The 19844-nt window shown below is 64.8% G+C and carries 11 protein-coding genes; 7 read left to right on the top strand and 4 right to left on the bottom strand.

From position 1 onward, the window contains the following. Positions 1 to 14: 14 nt before the first annotated feature. Together phaC and OPU71_RS06435 are read right to left on the bottom strand one after the other, a co-directional pair. Positions 15 to 1841 (bottom strand): class I poly(R)-hydroxyalkanoic acid synthase, encoded by a 1827-nt coding sequence (gene phaC / locus OPU71_RS06440; RefSeq protein WP_267726345.1) that lies wholly within the window; start codon positions 1839 to 1841, stop codon positions 15 to 17. A 40-nt stretch (positions 1842 to 1881) separates the two neighbouring features. Further along, positions 1882 to 2907 (bottom strand): MBL fold metallo-hydrolase, encoded by a 1026-nt coding sequence (locus tag OPU71_RS06435; RefSeq protein ID WP_267726343.1) that lies wholly within the window; start codon positions 2905 to 2907, stop codon positions 1882 to 1884. Between the two features lie 228 nt (positions 2908 to 3135). On the opposite strand from OPU71_RS06435, the gene OPU71_RS06430 reads away from it, so the two are divergent. Next, positions 3136 to 4305 (top strand): isovaleryl-CoA dehydrogenase, encoded by a 1170-nt coding sequence (locus OPU71_RS06430; protein WP_267726340.1) that lies wholly within the window; start codon positions 3136 to 3138, stop codon positions 4303 to 4305. Positions 4306 to 4345: 40 nt separating this feature from the next. Here OPU71_RS06430 and OPU71_RS06425 read toward each other — a convergent pair whose 3' ends face one another. Beyond that, entirely contained in the window at positions 4346 to 6724 is a 2379-nt protein-coding gene (locus OPU71_RS06425; RefSeq protein ID WP_267726338.1) for a glycogen debranching protein, read from the bottom strand. 358 nt (positions 6725 to 7082) lie between these two features. On the opposite strand from OPU71_RS06425, the gene katG reads away from it, so the two are divergent. Next, the gene (katG, locus tag OPU71_RS06420; protein WP_267726336.1) at positions 7083 to 9299 is read left to right on the top strand and encodes a catalase/peroxidase HPI; all 2217 of its coding nucleotides are present in this window, start codon (positions 7083 to 7085) and stop codon (positions 9297 to 9299) included. Between the two features lie 103 nt (positions 9300 to 9402). On the opposite strand, the gene OPU71_RS06415 is transcribed toward katG, so the two are convergent. Continuing rightward, the gene (locus OPU71_RS06415) at positions 9403 to 10413 is read right to left on the bottom strand and encodes a hypothetical protein (protein WP_267726334.1); all 1011 of its coding nucleotides are present in this window, start codon (positions 10411 to 10413) and stop codon (positions 9403 to 9405) included. 256 nt (positions 10414 to 10669) lie between these two features. Between OPU71_RS06415 and OPU71_RS06410 the strand changes: the two genes are divergently transcribed. From OPU71_RS06410 to OPU71_RS06390, 5 genes are all read left to right on the top strand, one after another. Further along, positions 10670 to 13057, top strand: a complete 2388-nt coding sequence (locus OPU71_RS06410) for a penicillin-binding protein 1A (RefSeq protein WP_267726332.1) — start codon at positions 10670 to 10672, stop codon at positions 13055 to 13057. Between the two features lie 109 nt (positions 13058 to 13166). Then, positions 13167 to 13577 (top strand): hypothetical protein, encoded by a 411-nt coding sequence (locus tag OPU71_RS06405; protein ID WP_267726330.1) that lies wholly within the window; start codon positions 13167 to 13169, stop codon positions 13575 to 13577. 556 nt (positions 13578 to 14133) lie between these two features. Beyond that, positions 14134 to 15720 carry a methyl-accepting chemotaxis protein gene (locus tag OPU71_RS06400; RefSeq protein ID WP_267726328.1) on the top strand — a complete coding sequence of 529 codons (1587 nt, stop codon included), beginning with the start codon at positions 14134 to 14136 and terminating at the stop codon, positions 15718 to 15720. 609 nt (positions 15721 to 16329) lie between these two features. After that, the gene (locus OPU71_RS06395) at positions 16330 to 18318 is read left to right on the top strand and encodes an OPT family oligopeptide transporter (protein ID WP_267726326.1); all 1989 of its coding nucleotides are present in this window, start codon (positions 16330 to 16332) and stop codon (positions 18316 to 18318) included. Between the two features lie 249 nt (positions 18319 to 18567). Next, the gene (locus OPU71_RS06390) at positions 18568 to 19704 is read left to right on the top strand and encodes an FRG domain-containing protein (RefSeq protein WP_267726324.1); all 1137 of its coding nucleotides are present in this window, start codon (positions 18568 to 18570) and stop codon (positions 19702 to 19704) included. Positions 19705 to 19844: the final 140 nt, after the last annotated feature.

Raw genomic sequence — 19844 nt, 5'->3', positions numbered from 1 at the left:
CCTTGATGCGATGTTCAAGCCGCTTTCTCGGGCGCCTTGTCCAGACGCGCCTTGACGAAGCTGCCCGGCGCATCCTCGATGACGCCAAGCACGCCACCAACCGGGTCGCGCGCTGCCACTTTGGTGTCGTCGTGCGCGGTGACCCAGGCCTGCCAGTCGGTCCACCAGGAGCCGGCATTCTGCGAGGCTCCTGCGAGCCAGTCTTCGGAGGTTTCGGGCAATGCCTTGGTCGGGTTGGTCCAGTAGCCGTACTTGTTTGCCGACGGCGGGTTGACGATGCCGGCAATGTGCCCCGAGCCGCCGAGCACGAAACGCACCGGTCCGCCAAATACCTTGGCGCCGAGGTAGGTGCTCTTCCACGGTGCGATGTGGTCTTCGATCGTCGAGATGAAGTAGCAAGGCACCTTGATCTTCGAGAGGTCGATCTTCACACCGTCGATCTCGATCCCGCCCGGCTGCACCAGCGCGTTCTTCATGTACATGTTGCGCAGGTAGAAGCTGTGCATCTTGGCTGGCATGCGGGTGGAATCGGAGTTCCAGTACAGCAGGTCGAAGGGGAAGGGATCCTTGCCCATCAGGTAGTTGTTCACCACGAAGGACCACACCAGGTCGTTGCTGCGCAGCATGTTGAAGGTGTTGGCCATCTCGGTGCCTTCAAGGTAGCCGCGCTCGGCCATCTTCTTCTCAAGGCTGGCGACCTGACCTTCGTCGATGAACACCCCCAGTTCGCCCGGCTGTGAGAAGTCGGTGAGGGTGGTGAAGAAGGTGGCGCTGGCGATGCGCTTGTCCTTCTTGGCGGTCATGTAGGCCAGTGTTGTGGCCAGCAGGGTGCCGCCGAGGCAATAGGCCGATGCGTTGATCTGCTTCTCGCCAGTCTGGGTTTCGATCGCGTCGACCGCGGCGAGCACGCCTTCCTTCACGTAATCGTCGTAGCCCTTTTCGGCGAGCTTCGCGTCCGGGTTCACCCAGCTCATCACGAAGACGGTGTGGCCCTGCTCAACCGCCCACTTGATCAGCGAATTCTTCTCGCGCAGATCGAGGATGTAGTACTTGTTGATCCAAGGCGGCACGATCAGCAGCGGGCGTTTGAGCACGTCCGGCGTGGTCGGGGTGTACTGCAGCAGCTGGATCAGATCGTTCTGGAACACCACCTTGCCCGGCGTCGTGGCGACGTTCTTGCCGCACTCGAAGGCCGAGGTATCGGTCATCTTCACGCGCAGCTGGCCATCGCCCTCTTCCACGTCGCGCAGCAGGTTGTTGAGCCCCTTGACGAGGTTCTGGCCGTGGCTGCGTACCGTTTCGCGGAATACCTCCGGGTTGGTCAGCGCGAAGTTCGATGGCGACAGCGCGTTGATGTACTGGCTGGTGAAGAAGTTGACCTTCTTGCGCGAGATCTCGTCGAGGCCTTCGACATTGCTCACCACGTCGTGGATGTGGCGCGCCGAGATCAGGTAGCTCTGTTTGATGAAATCGAACAGGAAGTGGTCCTGCCACTCCTCATCCTTGAAGCGTTTGTCTTCCTTGGCGGGGGCCGCAACCGGTGCGCCACTCATGCCCATGAAGCGCATGGTCGAGTGTTGCCACAGTGAGAAGTAATCCCACACCAGGTTCATCTGCGCTTGCGCAAGCTTGTAGGGGTTGGCGAGCAGCTTGGCCATCATGTCCATGAAGGCTTGGGCGATGCCCAACTCGTCTTCCGGTGGTGAGATGCCCCGTGCGGCCTGGCGTTTCACATGCTCGTGCAGCAGTTTTGATGCACGCTGGGCGACCTCGGCGTAGGTCTTGGCGACCTCTTGCGGATCGGGCATCTCGGGCTTGGGCAGTTCGGTCGTTGCGGCCATGATGGATTCTCCCTTGGTGACTTGTTTTCTCTGCCGGGCTTCAAGTGCCCGTACGCGCAAACTTCAGCATGCCGCCTGCGGCTTCCACCGGGCTTACAAGCCCGCGGGCGGCAAGGTGATTGAGGTGGCCGATCGCTTCGCCCATCGCGAACATCACCTGATGGGTGTCGAGTTCGCGGGGGAACAACGTGGCGAGCAGCTCGCCCGCGCTCATCGGCTGGTACAGCGCGGCGAGCAGCGCGCCGCAGCGTTCTTCGTGATGCGCCACCAGCTGCGCAATGCGTGCCTGCGCACCGCGGAACGGCCGCCCGTGCGAGGGCAACACCAGCGCGTCGGCGGGCAGCGCGGCAAAGCGCGCGAGTGATTCGGTGTACTGCGCGACCGGATCGTCCTGCGGCGTAACGGTGCTGGTGCTCACGTTGGTCGAGATGCGCGGCAACAGCATGTCGCCCGAAATCAGCACATGCAGCGCCTCACACCACAGCGCGGCGTGTTCGGCCGAATGGCCGTAGCCGGCGATCACGCGCCATGTGTTGCCGCCAATCGTGATTGCGCTGCCATCGCGAATCCGCAGATAGCTTTCCGGCAATTCGGGCACGCCGCGCGCGTAATTGTTGCCACGCGCCAGCAGCGCTTGCGCGCGGGCGTCGTCAAGCCCGTGGCGGCGGAACAGCGCGACCATCGCTTCGGATGTGAAGCCGGCGCGCGCATCGCGAACGGCATGCGCCCACAGGTACTCGCCGAGCGTGACATGCACCGGCACGCCGAAGCGATCCGCCAGCCAGCGTGCGTTGCCGATGTGATCCGGGTGGGCGTGGGTGACGATGATCTGCGTGACGGGGCGGGCCAGCGTGGCGAACACCTGACCCCACAGCGCGCGGGTGTCGGCATGGCCGATGCCGGTGTCAACGATGGCCACGCCCTCGCCGTCGTCGAGCAACCACAGGTTGATGTGGTCGAGCGCAAAGGGCAGCGGCATACGCACCCAGTGCACACCGGCTTCGACACACAGCGTGGCACCCGGCGCGGGCAGATCGGCGAAGGGAAACTCGAGTTCGGTACTCATGGGGCGGCGTCCAGCGGATCAGTGTACTCGCCTTATGTTGCGCTGCGGCATTGGCTGTCAAGGCCGTTTGTCGGGCGCAGGACATCCGCCTGCGGCACCGCGCCGTAAGATGCCCCCACCGCAACGCCTTGGCCCGAACGGGCCCTCGCAATCCGTACCGGCGGCGCGCAAACTGACCCACAAGGCATGCGCTGCGCCGCCCACATCCCCAGCATCAGGAGCCGATCCATGAGTCTCGGTCTGAACTTCGCCCTCGGTGAAACCCTCGACATGCTGCGCGACACCGTCGCCGATTTCGCGGCCCGCGAGATCGCGCCGCGTGCGGCAGAGATCGACCGCAGCGACCAGTTCCCGATGGATCTGTGGCGCAAGTTCGGCGACCTGGGCGTGCTCGGCATGACCGCCGGTGAGGACTACGGCGGCGCCAACATGGGCTACCTCGCGCACATCATTGCGATGGAAGAAATCTCGCGCGCCTCGGCCTCGGTGGGGCTCTCCTACGGCGCGCACTCGAACCTGTGCGTGAACCAGATCCACCGCAACGGTAGCGCTGCGCAGAAAGAGCGCTACCTGCCGAAACTGATCTCGGGCGAATACGTCGGCGCCCTCGCGATGAGCGAGCCGGACGCCGGCTCCGACGTGGTGTCGATGCGCTTGCGGGCAGACCAGCGTGGCGACCACTACGTCCTTAACGGCACCAAGATGTGGATCACCAACGGGCCGGACGCCGATGTGCTGGTGGTGTACGCGAAGACCGACCCTGCCGCCGGCCCGCGCGGCATCACCGCCTTCCTGATCGAGAAGGGCATGAAGGGTTTCTCGGTGGCGCAGAAGCTCGACAAGCTGGGCATGCGCGGCTCGCACACCGGCGAACTCGTCTTCCAGGATTGCGAAGTGCCGGCCGAGAGCGTGATGGGCGGCGTCGGCAATGGCGTGAAGGTGTTGATGAGCGGGCTCGATTACGAGCGCGCGGTGCTTTCGGGCGGCCCGCTGGGCATCATGGCAGCCTGCATGGATGTGGTGATGCCCTACATCCACGACCGCAAGCAGTTCGGCCAGGCGATCGGCGAGTTCCAGCTGATGCAAGGCAAGGTGGCCGACCTCTACACCACCTGGCAAGCCACCCGCGCCTACGTCTATGCGGTGGGGCAGGCCTGCGACCGCGGCGACCATGCACGCGCGCTGCGCAAGGATGCCGCCGGCGCCATCCTCTACGCCGCCGAAAAGGCGACCTGGATGGCCGGTGAGGCGATCCAGACCCTCGGCGGCAACGGCTACATCAACGAGTATCCCGTCGGGCGCCTTTGGCGCGATGCCAAGCTCTACGAGATCGGCGCCGGCACCAGCGAAATCCGCCGCATGCTGATCGGGCGCGAGCTGTTCGCCGAGACGGCCTGAGCCTGCGTCGGAAGGCCACGCCGCAGGCTCAACCCCCTCATCAGGCTACTTCCGCCTCCAGTAGCACTGCAATCGCATACGGGTGCACGCGGTAGCTACCTTCGATGACTGCTGCATGAGGCCCGGCCGGCCAGCGGTTGCATTCGTGCTCGGCCCACGCGGCGGTGTCGATGATGCGTAGCCAGCGCATACCGTCGCTGGCGGGGATAGTGAAGTCCACCGGCTGGCTTTGCATGTTGATCAGCAGCAGGAAGTCGTGGTCGCCGACCGCGCTGCCATCCACCCGCAAGGTGAGTGCGCGGTCGCCGGGGGCGAGGTCGGTCTCGCAGTCGGGCTGCTTGAACATGTAGGTGACATCGTCGCCCGCATCCATTTCGAAGTCGCCGTACTTGCGCTGGCGCAGGCAGCGGTGATCGCGGCGCAGGCCGGCGACGAAAGCGGCAAAGCGGAACAGCGGGTTGCAGTCGGGCGCGCAGTCGGCGGTGCCGAAGTTGTCGTGGTAGGCGCCTTCGGCCAGCGGCAGCGCGGTGGGGCGGTTGGTCACGGCCATCGCGTAGTTGTTCCAGGTGCCCACACCGTCAACGTTGTAGGCGTTGTTGTTGCCGTTCTGGGTGCGGCCGAATTCGTCGCCCCACACCACCATCGGCACCCCGCGCGAGAAGAACTGGATCGTCCAGAAGTTGCGCAGGCGTTGCCGCCGCAGGGCCTCGTCGCCGTCGCTATCCCATGAGTCGTTGTTGTCGTTGCCGCCGTCAGAGGGGCCGAAGGGCCACGCGGCGGAGTTGTTCTTGCTGTTGTAGCTGACCAGATCCATCAGCGTGAAACCGTCGTGCGCGACAATGAAGTTGATCGAGCGCTGCGCACCGCCCTGGTCGTTGAAGGATTTCCAGTCACCGTTTACCTGATCGATGAAGCTCTGGGTGTTGCCGTCGCCCTTCATGAAGCGGCGCACCGCGTCACGATAGCGGCCGTTCCATTCGCCCCAGCCGGCGGGGAAGTTGCCGACTTCGTAGCCCCACATGTCCCAGGCCTCGGCAATCATCTCGGCGCGGTATCGGATGCCCAGATCGCGAATGCGATCAAGCAGGGGGTGGGTCTGGAAGAAGCGGCGTTGCTCGCCCCAGTTTTCACGCGCCGCCGCATCCGGGGTACGGCCCAGCACCGGGGCCAGATCGAAGCGGAATCCATCGACCCCCATTTCGCTGAGCCAGTAGGTCAGCGAATCGATCACCAGCGCGTCGGCAACCGGGTTGGAGAAATTGAGCTGGTTGCCACAGCCGGTTGCGCCGTCCACCAGGGAGCCGTTGTCGGCCATCTGATAGTACTCGGCCGCATCAAAGCCGCCGAAGCTGACAAAGCCGGTGACGTCGTTCTGCCCCCAGTTACCGCCTTCTCCGGTGTGGTTGAACACCACGTCGAGGTAGACCTCCATGCCGGCCTCGTGGAAGGCACGCACCATGGCCTTGAACTCTCGCGTCGGCCCGCCGGGCGAGCGATCGTGCGCGTAGCGGCGATCCGGCGCGAAGTAGCCGAAGGTCATGTAGCCCCAGTAGTTGCCACCGGAATGGGTGTCAGGGTTGGCGTCGTTGCTCGATTCGTGCACCGGCAACAGTTCGATGGTGCTGAAACCAAGCGCCTTCAGGTACGGCGCCATCAAGGCCGCGCCGGCGTAGGTGCCGCGCAGTGCGTGCGGGATATCCACGACATGCGAGAACCCGTGCACGCCGCCGAGCAGTTGGTGCAGTTGTGACGCGGACTCGTGCCGCGTCAGGCCGCGCACATGCGCCTCGTAGATCGCCGCGCGCTCGGCCGGAAGCATCGGGCGTTTGCCGGTCGACGTCTTGTCCGGCGCCAGCGCGATGCCCTTGGGCACCCAGGGGCCGGTATCGAACTCCCGCCGCAGCACCCCCTTGTAATGCGCGCCGCCGGTGCCGTACATGCCGCCGTCGTGGCCGGCCGCAAGCATTGCGGGGGTTTCCTTGTCGTGCGAGAGCTCGCGCGCGTAGGGGTCGAACAGCACCTTGTTGGGGTTGAAGCGATTACCCGCCGTGTCCACATCGCACACGAAGCCAGCCCCGCTGTTGCCGCGCGCCCAGCTTTCGTTGAACGGCCAGTTCGGACCCCAGCAGCGAAAGGCGTAACAGGTGCCCGGCTTGACGCCCGCAATGCGGCCACGCCAGATGGCGTCTGCCGGGTTGGGCTGAAGCCAGTATTCCTGACTGGCCTCAAGGCCGGTTGGCTGCTCGTAAAGCTCCAGCAGTACATGGCTTGCGTGGCGTGAGTACACCGCCACGCAGAGGTCGGTGCCATCGAAGTGCGCGCCGAGCGGCCAGTTTGCTCTGGCCCAGGTGGCTTCACTCACCGGGGCAAGCGCCCCGCTTTCAGGATGACGGGTGCCGATGCGGGTGCGGGATGCCATGGTCTTTCTCCGATGCAGTGTGGATGCTGCTGCGCGCTAAGACATGTACCAGCCAAACCTAGACCTGAACACACGACATTTCAATGCGCGACATGCGCCTTCTCTGAGCCAGCACACAGGCAACGACAGTTCTTGTGGATTGCGTGTCGCTGACGACAATGCAGTGTTCTCCGCGAGCGTGAGCCGCACTTTGCAGCGCCGGCAGCGCTCCGACGAAAGCCGCTATCGAATTAGCGGCCATTCATAGCCAGAATCAATCGCCATCATCGCCTCAATTCAATGGTGATGCCCCGTGCCGACGACTACGCTTTGAAGCCAGACCCCGACACTTTCATCGGTTCAAACGGAGACAGCGATCATGAGCAGCGAACAGAAATGCCCCTTCGGCCACGGTTCCCGCACCACCCCCGCCCGGCAGTCCAACCGCGACTGGTGGCCGAATCAGTTGAACCTCTCGATCCTGCATCAGCACGCGCCGGCCTCGAACCCGATGGACCCGGGTTTTGACTACGCCGAGGCCTTCAAGTCGATCGACTACGCCGCGCTGAAGGCGGACCTCAAGGCGCTGATGACCGACTCGCAGGACTGGTGGCCGGCCGACTGGGGTCACTATGGCGGCCTGATGATCCGCATGGCCTGGCACAGCGCTGGCACCTACCGCACGGCAGACGGCCGCGGCGGCGCGGGCACCGGCAACCAGCGTTTCGCGCCGATCAATAGCTGGCCGGACAACGGCAACCTCGACAAGGCGCGCCGGCTGCTGTGGCCGATCAAGCAGAAGTACGGCAACAAGCTCTCGTGGGCGGATCTGATGATCCTCGCGGGCAACGTCGCGCTCGAATCGATGGGCTTCAAGACCTTCGGTTTCGGTGGCGGCCGTGCCGACATCTGGCAGCCCGAGGAGGACATCTACTGGGGTGCGGAGAAGGAATGGCTGGCTACGTCGGACAAGCCGAACAGCCGCTACTCCGGCAACCGTGAGCTGGCCAACCCGTTGGCTGCGGTGCAGATGGGCCTGATCTATGTGAACCCGGAAGGGCCGGACGGCAACCCGGACCCGGTGGCAAGTGGCCGCGACGTGCGCGAAACCTTCGCCCGCATGGCGATGAACGACGAAGAGACCGTGGCGCTGGTCGCCGGTGGCCACACCTTCGGCAAGGCGCACGGCGCGGGTGACCCGAAGCTCGTCGGCCCCGAGCCGGAAGCGGCGCCGATCGAGGCGCAGGGCTTTGGCTGGATCAACCAGCTCGGCACCGGCAAGGGCGTGCACACCACCACCAGCGGCATCGAAGGCGCCTGGAAGCCCAACCCCACCACCTGGGACAACGGCTACTTCGACATGCTCTTCGGCTATGAGTGGGAACTCACCAAGAGCCCCGCCGGCGCACACCAGTGGGTGGCGAAGAACGTGAAGCCGGAGCACATGATCCCCGACGCGCATGACCCGTCGAAGAAGCACCCGCCGATGATGACCACGGCCGACCTGTCGCTGCGCTTCGACCCGATCTACGAAAAGATCTCGCGCCGCTTCCATCAGGACCCGGCCGCCTTCGCCGACGCCTTCGCCCGCGCCTGGTTCAAGCTCACCCACCGCGACATGGGGCCGAAGGGGCGCTACCTTGGCCCGGAAGTGCCAGCCGAAGACCTGATCTGGCAAGACCCGATTCCGGCGGTGGATCACTCCTTGGTTGATGCCGCGGATGTGGCCGCGCTGAAGGCGAAGATCCTCGGCTCGGGCCTAACGACAGCCGAACTGGTCTACACCGCCTGGTCGTCGGCCGCGAGCTTCCGTGGCTCGGACAAGCGCGGCGGCGCCAACGGTGCGCGTATCCGCCTCGCCCCGCAGAAGGGCTGGGAGGTCAATCAGCCCGCGCAGCTGGCAAAGGTGCTCGGTGTGCTGGAGGGCATTCAGCGTGACTTCAACGCGCAGGCCACCGGCGGCAAGAGTGGTGGCAAACGAGTCTCCCTCGCCGACCTGATCGTGCTCGCCGGTTCGGCCGCGGTGGAGGCCGCCGCCAAGGCCGCAGGCCACGCGATCGAGGTGCCCTTCGCCCCCGGCCGCATGGATGCGAGCGAAGCGCAGACCGATGCTGCCTCCTTCGAGCCGCTGGAGCCGCAGGCCGATGGCTTCCGCAACTACCAGAAGGCGCAGTACCGCGTGCCGGCCGAGGAACTGCTGGTCGACAAGGCGCAGCTGCTGACACTCTCGGCGCCCGAGATGACGGTGCTGGTGGGTGGCCTGCGGGTACTCGGCGCGAACTACGGCGGTGGGATGGACGGTGTGTTCACCCAGCGCGCCGGCCGGCTCACCAACGACTTCTTCACCAACCTGCTCGACATGGGCACGGTGTGGCATCCAGCGGATGAGAGCGCGCAGCGCTTCGAAGGCCGCGACCGCCGCACCGGCGCCGTGAAATGGACCGGCACCCGGGTGGATCTGGTGTTCGGCTCCAACTCGCAGCTGCGCGCCCTGGCCGAGGTGTATGCGCAGCACGATGCGGGCGAGAAGTTCGTGCGCGACTTCGTCGCTGCGTGGGTGAAAGTGATGAATCTGGATCGCTTCGATCTGAAGTAAGCGCACGCTCTGGGCAGCTGGGAAGCACAAGCCCGCCGGTTGGCGGGCTTGTGCTTTGTGGTGTCGCAGCTTGACGCCCAAGGACGAACGCGGGTGCGGCAGCCTAGAGGTAGCAATCCACCGCGAACAATTCGGCGTCGTCGGCTTGTGCCGCCAGCAGCGCCGAGGCCTCACGAACCCAATCTTGCGGCGCCACGCGTTCCGCATCGGCGCCATGGTCAAACAACCGGGCTTCGGCATACCACTGGCCATCCACCAGAAGCGCGAACGGCAAGGCGGTGTTCTGACGAACGTACTCGACGAACCCGGCCTCATCTGCACCAAAGCGCGCCAGGCTTGCGCGGGTGACCGCGGGGTAGGCATTGGCTTCGCCGGACTCCGGCATCGCGCCGTGTGCCGGGCAAGGCGCCAGGCGGGTGCCCACCAGACGTTCGATCGAGATCGCATCCAGCATCCCCAGCGCCTGGGCACGCGATGGCGCCGCACCTGCGACGCCATCGCTCGCATGATGAAAAGCCGCATGGGCCGCCACGGCGCGCCGCACGTTCTGCGTACGCTGCGCCTCGACGTCCCAGTGTTTCTTCAGCACTACATCAGCAAAGCCCTCGGGCGCTGGGTCATCGTATCGGAGCGGGTCGCCCAAGCGAGTCTGCGCTTCGAAGCCGGGCTTCACCTTGAAGAAACCGCGCCACCTTCCGCCAAGCAGCCAGCCATTGCAGCGGCGCTGAGGGTTGTACCAGTAGCCGATACGGCCGGCTGCAATGGCGGCTGGCGAGTAGCCCTCCGCAAGCAGGAAGTCTTCAAATCGGGGATACAAGGCTTTGAGTGGCGTGCTGCGCCCCGCTGCCGTGTCCGCAGCAGGCGAGGCCGTTTGCAGCGGAACATCGCCGGCGCAGATCATCCCGGCCTGCGGCTCGGTCACCTCGCGGGTGAACCAGAGGATCGGGTCGACCACGCTGTGTTCGTACTCCCATCGCAAGCGCGCCGACGTGTCGCAGAACCTGCCGTAAGGCTCTGACCGGCTGTGTTGCTCGAATGGGGCCAGCACCTCTGCCAAGGCGAATCCGGTGTCACCGGGGGCCTTCACGACCACGAGCGAAAAGTGTGTCGACATCGCTAGCGGCGCTGTGCGCAAGGCAATTGGCAGGAAGCCCTTGACGGCACCAGGGCTGGCGCGCGCCGGTGGGTGTGCGGCAGAGCGGGGCGAAATGTCATGCCTGCGATTCTAGGTGTCCGGCAAGGCCGGCTCCATCAGTCTGATCAAGCTGTGGCCTTGCAGCAGCTGCGCAGCCATCACTGCCGCGCCCAGCGCCTGGGCACAAGCGGCGGGCGCATAATGCGCAGGCCCCCGAACCCCCGCGTACCTGATCGTGCCTCAAGCTCTGTCATTCATCTCATGGTCTGCCGTAAAGCCTGCGCTGCAGGCGCTCTGGCAACGCCTGCGCCACCCGCGCCGGCGCGACATCCTGATCGCGCTGGCGACGCCGCCCGCGCTGCTGCTCGCGTGGGTGCTGCTGCTGATCCCCTTCACGCCGGGCATCTCGGATATCTGCAAGGCGCGCGAAGAGGCGCCAACGCAGGTCCTCACGGCCGACGGCAAGGCATTGGCAGAGTTCAAGCGCGGCAACCGCGACTGGGTGGCGCTCGATGCGATCTCCCCTCGCGTGATCGAAGCGCTGATCGCCACCGAAGACCGCCGCTTCTACGCCCACCACGGCATCGACTTCCGCCGGCTTGCCGGCGCCACGCTGGCGACCTTGAAGGGCGACACGCAAGGCGGATCGACGATCACCCAGCAGCTCGCGCGCAACCTCTTCCCGGACGAAATTGGCCGCAAGCAGAACCTCACCCGCAAGCTCAAGGAGGCGATCACCGCGCTGAAGATCGAGGCGGTGTACTCGAAACAGCAGATCCTTGAGACTTACCTCAACACGGTGCCCTTCCTCTTCAACGCCTACGGCATCGACATGGCGGCGCGCACCTATTTCGGCAAGCCGGCCAAAGCGCTGGATCTGCTGGAAAGCGCCACGCTGATCGGCATGTTGAAGGGCACCAGCTACTACAACCCGGTGCTCAACCCCGAACGCGCGCGCGAGCGGCGCAACCTGGTGCTGTCGCTGATGGCGCGGCAGGACAAGCTTTCCACCGCGCGTTACGAAGCGCTGGCCCAGCGGCCGCTCAAGCTCGACTTTGAACGCCAGCGTGCCGAGCCCGGCCCCGCGTCGCACTTCGTGATGCACCTGAAGCGATGGCTTATCGACTGGGCCGACCGCAACGACTACGACATCTACACCGATGGCCTGGTCGTGCGAACCACGATCGACGCCCGCCTGCAAACCTATGCCACCCGTGCGGTGGAACAACGCGGCAGCGCCTTGCAGGGCGTGGCCGACGGTGCCTGGGCAGGGCAATGGCGAGCCGGCAACCGGGTGGTCGAGGCGCTGGTGCGCGACAGCAAGGCATTTGCCGATGCGCAGGCGGGGGGCGAATCCGAGGCCGCGGCACTCAAGCGCCTGCTTGCCGACGCCGCCTTCATGCGCGCGCTGCGTGCCGAGAAAACGCGCATCGAAGCGGGCTTCATGGCGATCGACCCGCGTACCGGCGCCATCCTTGCCTGGGTGGGCAGCCGGGACTATGCCGAAGACGCTTTCGACCATGTGCGCCAGGCGCGCCGCCAGCCGGGCTCCACCTTCAAACCCTTCGTGTATGGCGCCGCCTTCGAAGACGGCGCCAAGCCGGACGACACGCTGCTGGATACCCCGGTCGAGATCCCGCTGCCGGGCGGCGAAGTCTGGCGGCCCGACGATGCCGCCCCGCCGACGGGCGAGCCGATGCGCCTTGCCACCGCACTCGCGCTGTCGCGCAACCGCATCACCGCACAGCTGGTTCACGAACTGGGCGCTGCGCGCGTCGCCAGACTTGCCCGCGCGATGGGCGTGCGCGACAGCAAGCTCGAAGAGGTCCCCTCGCTGGCGCTCGGAACCAGCCCGGTGACCCTGTACGAAATGGTCAGCGCCTACGCCACCATCGCCAACGCCGGCCACTACATCGCACCGGCAATGGTGCTGCGGATCGAAAACCGCAAGGGCGAAGTGCTGGAAGAATTCCACCCGGCCGATGCGCAGCGCGCCATTTCGGCCGAAGCCGAAGACATGCTGCTTGACGCAATGCGCGGCGTGATCGACCGCGGCACCGGCAGTGCGATCCGCAATCGCTTTGGCGTGCGCGGCGACCTGGCCGGCAAAACCGGCACCACGCAAGACAACACCGACGGCTGGTTCATCCTGATGCATCCGCAGCTTGTGGGCGGTGCCTGGGTCGGCTTCAACGATGCCCGCATCACCCTGCGCAGCGACTACTGGGGCCAGGGTGCCCGCAGCGCCCTGCCGATTGTCGGCGACGTTTTCTCGCGCGCGCAGGGCGCCCGCCTCATCAGCAGCAGCGCGCGTTTTCCCAAGGCGCAGGACGCCACGCTTGGCGGCCGCATCAAGGCCTGGTACGAATCCATGTTCGGCACCGAACCGCAAGCCGAGGCATCCGCCCCGCGCCCACGCCCCAGCGCGCCGCCGCCGGCACAAAGCGACGCGGACGCCGTCGAGCCGGCCGGCCCCGAAAGCGGCCTGCCGGCTGCGGAGGTATCGCCGGTCGAGGCCCCCGCCGCCGACGCCAGTGCGCCAACGCCGCCCGCCGAAGCATCCGCCCCGGCCACGCCGGATGTGCCGCCACCGCCCGCAGCGCAATCCCCCCCGCCCGGCTGAGTCGCCCTGCAGCAGCAAGACACGTGAACGCCCAGCCCGGTGCAGCTGGAACTTTCTCGCGACTGCCGGCCTCTGACGAAGCGATAGCAAGCACATGGAGGGCACGACGATGAAAGCAGTCTTGTGGTCGATCAGTTTGATCCTGGCTTTGCTCTGGAGCGGTGCGGTGGCGCTGATGCACAGCCTGGCCGGCTGGGCGGCCAGCGCAGCCGGCGCGGCCGACGCGCAAACACTGGCAAGCCTGCTGCGCGACTGGCCGCTACCCGCCTGGTTCGCGTGGGCGGACCCGGCAATGGTCGAGTCGCTGCGCCTGGGGCTGTCGGCCTTCGGTTCCGCGGTGGTGATCGGGCAACCCTGGCTGGTGGCGGTGATCGGCTGGGTCGGCCCGCTGCTATGGATCATGTGGGCGCTTGGCATCGCCCTGCTTCTGGCGCTGACCAGCCTTGGCCACTTCGCCATCGGCCGCTGGGTGCCACGCCAGCGCCTCACCCACTCCATTGCCGGCTCGGCGGGCCGCTGAGGGGGGCTTTCAGGGCGGCGAGATAAGCCGGCCAGGCGATTGGTCGACTTAGGCCAAGAGACGCCGCCGAATATCTGGCCGACAAGTCGTGCGCTCAATTTCGTTGAGCGCAAGCGATGCGGCTGGGGTGATGAGGTCTGTACGAGTCGCTCGTGAAAAATGCGCGGCTTCCGACCAAGGCTGTTCTTACTGCAACGGAAGACATCCTCACCGGCCGCAACTCATTGCTGCGGATTCCATTGTTTTTGCGAATCCAGCGAGGCAACGCCCCAAGAACGCTCATCAGCTCGAATCGCGCCGAGAGCAGGTCTTCCGTGCCCTCAGCCAAAGCAGGGCACCGATCCAGACACCAACTCTTTCAACCCCGCACAAGCGCGCCCCGAATGCACATTTTCGGGCCGAGTCCATCAAGCGCCAATCCAAGACCCGAGGCCGCACCCCAACTCTCAATCTGGCACACAAGGAGCCTTGGTTTCAGTACTATTGATTGGCCACAGCGGTGCTATGGTTCTTCTGGGGGGAAGACGTAATGCTATTGCGGAACAAAATCAAGCTGATGATTCTCGCCACCATGGGCAGTCTGGTCTTGGTGAGCGGAGTGGCATTGCAGCGCATCCAGACCGGCATCTTGAAGGAGCGTGCATCGCAGATTGACCGATTGCTGGTGCAGGGTGTTGGCTTGCTCAACTATTTTCACGAGCAGGAGCGCACGGGGCGGCTTTCGACGCAAGAAGCCCAGCAGCAAGCTAAGGCGGCCTTGACCCGCATGCAGGGAAAAGGCGGCTACTTTTTTGTGCGCACTCCCGACAATTTGATGCTGGTGCACCCGGACCCTAAGAAGATCGGCACTGTCACCACGTCGGATCATATTGCTAATCCTGAGTACCTGGACATGCTGGAGGCCGGCAATCTACCTTTTTCGCAAGGTCAGCTGGAAGAGGTACATCTGCCAAAGCCCGGCGGCACGGATAAGACACCCTATCCGAAATTGAATGGTCTGGTGGACTTCAAGTCTTGGGGCTGGGTATTGGGCATTGGTTTCTTTGTTGACGATATCCGTGACGCGATTTATCGGCAGGCACTGGTGTTCCTGGTAGTTGGCATGGTGCTCTTTTTATTCGTGACAGGACTCGGCGTCTGGTTCTACCGACAGATCTTCAGGGATTTAGGGGGGGAGCCAGATCTGGCGAAGCAGATTGCAAAAACAATCGCAGAGGGAAATCTCAACACCAGAATTCCTGAAAGCCCTGTTGGGAGCCTGATTGAAACAATGGGTTATATGCAGGTCAGTTTGCGCTCGATGGCGGAACGTTTCCGTACGGCGGCGCAGCAATTGAATCTGTCATCCAAGGATTTGCGCGAGAAGACCGCCGCGATGAACAATATCGCGCTGATTACTTCCGACGCCACGTCAGCGGCTGCGGCCAATATTGAAGAGATGGCCGTCAATATCGATGAAGTGAGACATGGTGCCGAAGAAACCGAATCCAATTCCACAGAATCGCGAGATCGGGCTGTTGAAGGTTCCAAACTGGTAGAACAGTCGTCGATCCAGATTCGTTCGATTGCAGAGCAAGCCAAGGAGGCTTCGGGTTTCATTCAACTGCTGGCCGGGCACACCCGGGAAATAGATTCGATTGCCAATACGATTCGCGAGATTGCCGATCAAACCAATTTGCTGGCCCTGAACGCCGCGATCGAAGCGGCACGAGCCGGGGAACAAGGGCGGGGTTTTGCAGTGGTGGCGGATGAAGTGCGCAAACTGGCGGAAAGAACAAGCACGGCGACCGGGGATATTGCGCGCACAACAGGCTTGGTGCAGTCAGAAACCCAAATGGCTGTGGCCAAAATGCAGGATGTGGTTGGCTTGGTAGAAAGCGGCGTGGTCTATTCAGATAAGGCAGCCGATGCCTTGGCTGTAATCAGTGCCAGCGCCAATTCAACCTTGAGTCGGACTCAACAACTCGCGCATGCAATGGCCGAGCAGCGCGAAGCCAGTAACGGCATTGCGCAGAATTTTGAAAAAATCTCCATCATGGTCGAAGAAACCGAGCAAGCAATTGCCGTGGTCAGTGGCGCAATCGTGCAGCTTGACCGGTTGTCCAATGACCTGGATGGCGCGGCCAAACACTTCCAGTTGTAGTGCGGCTGGTGCCTGTGGGGTCGCCGGGTCTTGGATTCAGGCACCCCCAGCCGCTGCCAGCATTTCGGATCCATCGCACATCCCCAGCTCGTCCCCCGGGCACTTCCTTGCACCACCCTCGTCGCCCCGCATGAAGGGCAAGTCGACTTGGTCCCGCCGCCGGCCGTAACTGCGCCGAGCAGCGACCTGCGCACATTGGCGGGCAGACGTTTGAGCCACTTCCGGGCGGCCGGCAGGCCGCGATCAGTGATGTCCTGAGCCGCCTCCAAGCGACGCAGATACGTCAATCGGGCATTCTTTATGCGTGTTCAGCCGGGGCCTGGTTCTAGGGTGGCTGGGTGTTTGGCGACTTCCAGTCTCGCAGAACTTCGCCGGGTGAACACCCGAAACAACCCATTGAGCCTTCACAGCTAGCACCCCGTGCGCGGCGAAAGTGAAAGAGGGGCGGGCACCGCTTGCGCAGGCCCACTCTGACGGCAGATTGACCGGCCCCTATCTTCCGGCCTCACCGCTCTGTCACAATGCGCCCGCCCCGCGATGGCGCAACCCACCCGGTTGCACCCGTCGCGCTGGCGAAACTGCCGATCAACCCACAGGCGCATACAACACATGGCCATTCAGAATCTCACCGAAGAACAGACCCGCACCTGGACGCGGGCGCAAAAAGACGAATGGTGGTTCAAGAACGTGTATCGGGGCGACATGGCCCAGCTCACGATCCGTTCCGCGATCACCGGCTTCCTGCTCGGCGGCATCCTTTCCGCCACCATGCTTTACATCGGCGCAAAGACGGGCATCGGCCTGGGCGTCGGCCTGACCTCGGTGATCCTCTCCTTCGCGATGTTCCGCGCGCTCAGCAACGCGGGCTACGGCAAGGACATGACGATCCTGGAGAACAACTGCACCCAGTCGATCGCCACCGCGGCAGGCTACATGACCACCCCGCTCACCGCGAGCCTGGTGGCCTACATGCTGATCGCCGACAAGATCATCCCCGGCTGGCAGATCGTGGTGTGGCAGGTGATCGTCGCCATTCTGGGCGTGCTGATCGCCTTCCCGCTCAAGCGCCACTTCATCAACGACCAGCAGATGCCCTTCCCTGAAGGCCGTGCCTGCGGCGTGGTGCTCGATTCGCTCTACACCAGCGATGCGGCAGTGGGCGTGTTCAAGGCGCGGCTGCTGGGCCTGGTGGCCGCCGGAGCCGGCGTTTACCAGATGCTGATTTCAGATGGCTGGATGAAGCTGATCCAGTTCAAGCTGCTGCGCCTGGACAAATGGGCCGGCATGACCGAGCCCTGGGTCTTCCACGAACGGCTGGACACCTACTACTACAACCTGGCCACCGCCTTCCACATCTGGATTCCGAAGATCCTCGGCACCGACATCCGCCAGCTCGGCCTGCGCGTGACGCTCGATGCGGCGCTGATCGGCGTGGGCGGTCTGATGGGCATTGCGGTCGCGAGCAGCGTGCTGCTTGGCGGCGTGATCAACTTCGCAGTGCTCGCGCCGATCGTGATCCAGCTTGGCGACATCGTGCCGCGCGTGGCGGCCGACGGCACGACGATCCCGATCAACCGCGGCGAGATCGTCAACCAGTGGTCGCTGTGGTGGGGCGTCGCAATGATGGTCACCGGCTCGCTGGTGAGCCTGGTCGCCCGGCCGGAGATCTTCAAGAGCGCCTGGAAGTCGATGACCGGTCGCAAGGCACCGGCAGACAACGGGCCGGACATCCTCGCCGGCATCGAGCTGCCGCTGTGGGTCTCCTACATCGGTGTGCCGGTATTCAGCCTGCTGGGCGCCTGGGTCACGCACGAGTTCTTCGGTGTGCCCTGGCTGCTCAGCTTCATCTCGCTGCCGCTGATCTTCGTGCTCACCATCATCGGCACCAACTCGATGGCGCTGACCTCGTGGATTCCGATCGGCGCGATGAGCAAGATCACGCAGTTCTCGATCGGCGCGCTCGATCGCAGCAACCCGGCGAGCAACTTGCTGCCGGCCGGCATGACGGCCGAAATCTCGGCCAACGCGGCGAACCTGCTCTCCGACATCAAGCCCGGCTACATGCTCGGCGCCAAGCCGCGCCAGCAGGCGATCGGCCACATCATCGGCATCTTCGCCGGCGCGCTGGCCTGCGTGCCGCTGTTCTTCCTGCTCTTCCTGCCGGCCGATGCAAACGGCGTGCGTTCCACGGCCACCATCGTTTCGGACGCCTTCGCCTTCCCCGCTGCACTGCAGTGGAAGGGCGTGGCCGAGATCATCGCCAAGGGCGTCTCGGCGCTGCCCACCTCGGCCGTCATCGCGATGGTCGTCGCCTGCCTCGCCGCAATCGCGATCGAAGTCGCCAAGATCGTCACCAAGGGCCGCTTCCCGCTCTCTGCCGTGTCGATCGGCCTGGGCGTGGTGCTGCCGCCGGATGCATCGCTGACCATGTTCGTCGGCGCGCTGCTGTTCTGGTTCATGAACCGCCGCAACGAAGGCAAGCCCGGCACGCGTGGCCACTCGATCTGGGTCGGGGGCCTCGAACCGATCTGCGCTGGCCTCATCTCGGGCGCCGCGCTCATCGGCATCGGCAACGCAGTGATCAACGTGCTGATCTGATCGGCACCGCCAGCAAGCAGAACGGCGTGCGCACCCCGCACGCCGTTTTTGTTTCTGCGCCACGTAGGGAAGGTCTGAATAAGTGAGCGAGAGGGACGCAGCGCAAGGCGCGGCGCGCGCAGCGACCAAGACATATCAAAGGGATAGGCGCGGGAGCGAGCACGCCGCAAAGCAGCGATGCGCCGTCGCAGCCACTTATTCAGGCCTTCCGTAGAATCAAGGCCTCCTGCCGCCCAGCCCAAGCCCGCCATGCGTGAGATCCCCGCCGAATCGAAAACCATCGAAAGCGTTGCGCAGGCGATCGACGCCGTTGCGCGCGGCAAACTGCTCGACACCCTGGCGCCCGAGGCCAGCGCGCGGCGCGGCGATGCGCGCTTCGGGCTGTGGTTTCGCGGCCATGAGCGGGCGAGCTACCGCCTCGTGCCGGGCTTGCTGCGGCCCAACGCCGGCAGCGCGCCGGTGGATGAGGTATCGCTGACGCGCCACTTCCGCGCGCTGAACCCCGACGCAGTGCCCGCCGGCACGCCGGACTTCGCGGCACTGGTGACGATGCAACACTACCTCGCGCCGACCCGCCTGCTCGACTGGACAGAGAACCTGCTCGTCGCCCTGTTCTTCGCGGTTCGCGATCCGCAACTGGACGAATCGGGCGAAGACGCGGCACTGTGGATCCTGAATGCGCGGCGGCTCAACTACTACAGTTCCGCCAGCCGCCGCAGTGCCGAGCTGCTGTACGCCGACGACGCCGACGTGATTGCCCGCGCCGCGCTGTGCCGCGTGCGCAACCGCGACGAGTGGCACGACAGTGTGGCGCGCAGCCTGCACGCGCCGGATGTCGCCGGTGAGGCCTATCGGCACACGCGCTTGCTTGGCGCAATTGGCGACACGCCGATCCCGGTCTCGCAAATTGCCAGCGAGCCACGCGCGCTGGACTTGCGCGCGGTGCCGCTCACCGGCGCTCGCGGCGAAAAGCCGGGCAATCTGTTCGACGATTCAGACTGGGCGGCGCCCGAGCGGCTGGCGCTGCGGCTCTCGATGCCGGTGGCGGTGTTTCCGCCGCGCGGCAACCCGCGCATCCGCAACCAGTCTGGCACCTTCACGCTGCACGGCGGGCGTTACGTCGCCGATGCGGCGGCATGGGAGGGCAAGGACCGCTCACCCAGCGCGATCGGCGCACCGATCGATCTGCTGGACATCGACGCGGCACTGCGCCGCACACGCATCCTCAAGTGGTTGCGCGTACCGACGGCCAAGCGCGCCGGCATCCGCCGCGAACTGGCGCTGATCGGCATGACCGAAGCAGCGCTGTTCCCCGAGCTGGACTACCAGTCGCGTCACGTAGCGGAACGCTGGAGCCCGCCGCGCGAGGCCAACGGCGAGCACTGAACCCGGCACGAAGCGGCCACGGCGCCCCACAGGGCTGCCGCGCGACAAGTCCGACCCCCGAAGATATTCGGCAAACCGCGCTGCGTCGGCGATACTTCAGGGTTGGCCGGCTTTTCGCTGGCCGCCAGAGCAGGGCCCGC

It is taken from the genome of Niveibacterium sp. 24ML (genome assembly GCF_026586805.1).
In the GTDB taxonomy this organism is placed as follows: domain Bacteria; phylum Pseudomonadota; class Gammaproteobacteria; order Burkholderiales; family Rhodocyclaceae; genus Niveibacterium.
The sequence above is the reverse complement of the archived record's forward strand: the minus strand, read 5'-3'. Positions and strand labels throughout refer to the sequence as shown.